Origin of the sequence: Paracraurococcus lichenis, assembly GCF_030657435.1 — a bacterium.
Taxonomy (GTDB): domain Bacteria; phylum Pseudomonadota; class Alphaproteobacteria; order Acetobacterales; family Acetobacteraceae; genus Paracraurococcus; species Paracraurococcus lichenis.
Map to the genome: position 1 here is coordinate 1 of NZ_JAUTWS010000294.1, position 1,416 is coordinate 1,416.

The following is a 1,416-nucleotide window of genomic DNA, read 5'->3' on the forward strand; positions in this document are numbered from 1 at the left end:
CTGGCCTGGGATGCGGAGCCGGTCGCCGAGGTAGTCCCAGAAGCTGAGGCCGAGCTTGGTGCAGGTCTTGGCCAGGCCGAGGAAGGCGTCGCGGCAGTCGCGGCCCGGGTCACTGCGGGTGCCGCCGCTGACCTTGCGGCGGGTCACCTGGGTGCGGATGTCGTTCTCCGAGCCGTTGGTGTGCAGCGGGATCTCCGGGTGGTCCAGCACCTGCAGCAGCTCGGCCTTGTTGGCATGCAGACGCTCGAGCAAGCGGTCGAGCACGACGAAGCCGGTGCGGCGTTGGAAGATCCGGTCGAAGCGGGCGCGCAACTCGCTCCGGCGGCGCCGACTGGGCTCGCGTTGGTAGGCCTTCAGGTCGGCGTAGTACCACCAGATCAGGTCGCGGATGGTGGCCTGGGCGGTCCGCTGCTGGTCGGTGAAGGTGTCGAGCTTGTGGACGAGACGCTCGGCGTGGACCCAACACAGGGCGTGCTCACCGAGATTGAACTGCCCGGCATCGTCGCTGACGATCACGGTCTCGGGCAGCAGGCCATGCGCCTTGATGGCGCCCCAGAGCGCACCCTCGGTGGCCAGGCGCACCGGATCCGGCGTGACCGTCAGGACAGTAATGCCGAGCCGCTCGAGATGCGCAGCCCAGGCTGTCTGGTCTGGGAAGACGCGTTGCGGATGACCTTCCAGCCGGGCGATCACCGAGCCAGCGAGGGCGTGCTCGCGCATGTAGGCCAGTGCCTCGGCGTTCACGACGTAGTCCGCATGCCCGGCCCGCAGCAGCTCGAGGAAGTTCAGCCGGCTTTTGCTGGTCGTGGTGCCGAACCAGGCGAAGTGGTCGTTGCCGATTTGCGTGCAGACGCCGTTCACCGCCCGGTGCCGCGCCCCGGTGTCGTCCACGGTGACCCAGCTCGCAGTCTCCAACCCGGCCCGCAGCACCGCCTGGCTCTCGTCCAGGAACGCTTGCTGGTCGGCAATCAGCAGGCGCACGACCTGTCGCTTGGAGATGGCGATCCCAACCGCCCGCAACTGCGCCACCAGCCGCGATACGGTGGTCTGCCCCTGATGGTACTGGGCCAGCACGTAGCGCCGCAGCTCCGGCCCGAAATGGCCATCCACCCCGCCCGGCAACGGCGCCACGATCAGCTGCCCTGCCGGCGTCAGCCAGCGCTCGCGGCGGTAGCGCACCGCCTCGGTCCGCAGCACCAGATCCTGCACCAGGAAATCCTGGTAGCCGCGGAACTGCGAGCCGGACGGTGCCGTGGCGGGCAGGACCCGCTCCTGTACCGGCACCAGCAGCGTCACCTTGCCGCGCCGGCGACGGCTCTTACCGCCGCGCGGCGGCGTCGGCTCGGTGGCCTGGTCCATGCCGCTCGGCTTGATCACCGGCCGGCCCTTCAGCCCCTTGAGGCGGGCGATCTCCTC

At 69.6% G+C, this 1,416-nt stretch carries 1 protein-coding gene; it reads right to left on the bottom strand.

The window, feature by feature from the left end; all coding sequences use genetic code 11:
• Nucleotides 1-1,416 (bottom strand): IS66 family transposase (locus tag Q7A36_RS39795; protein ID WP_305109320.1); only part of this gene is annotated, 1,416 nt, incomplete at both ends.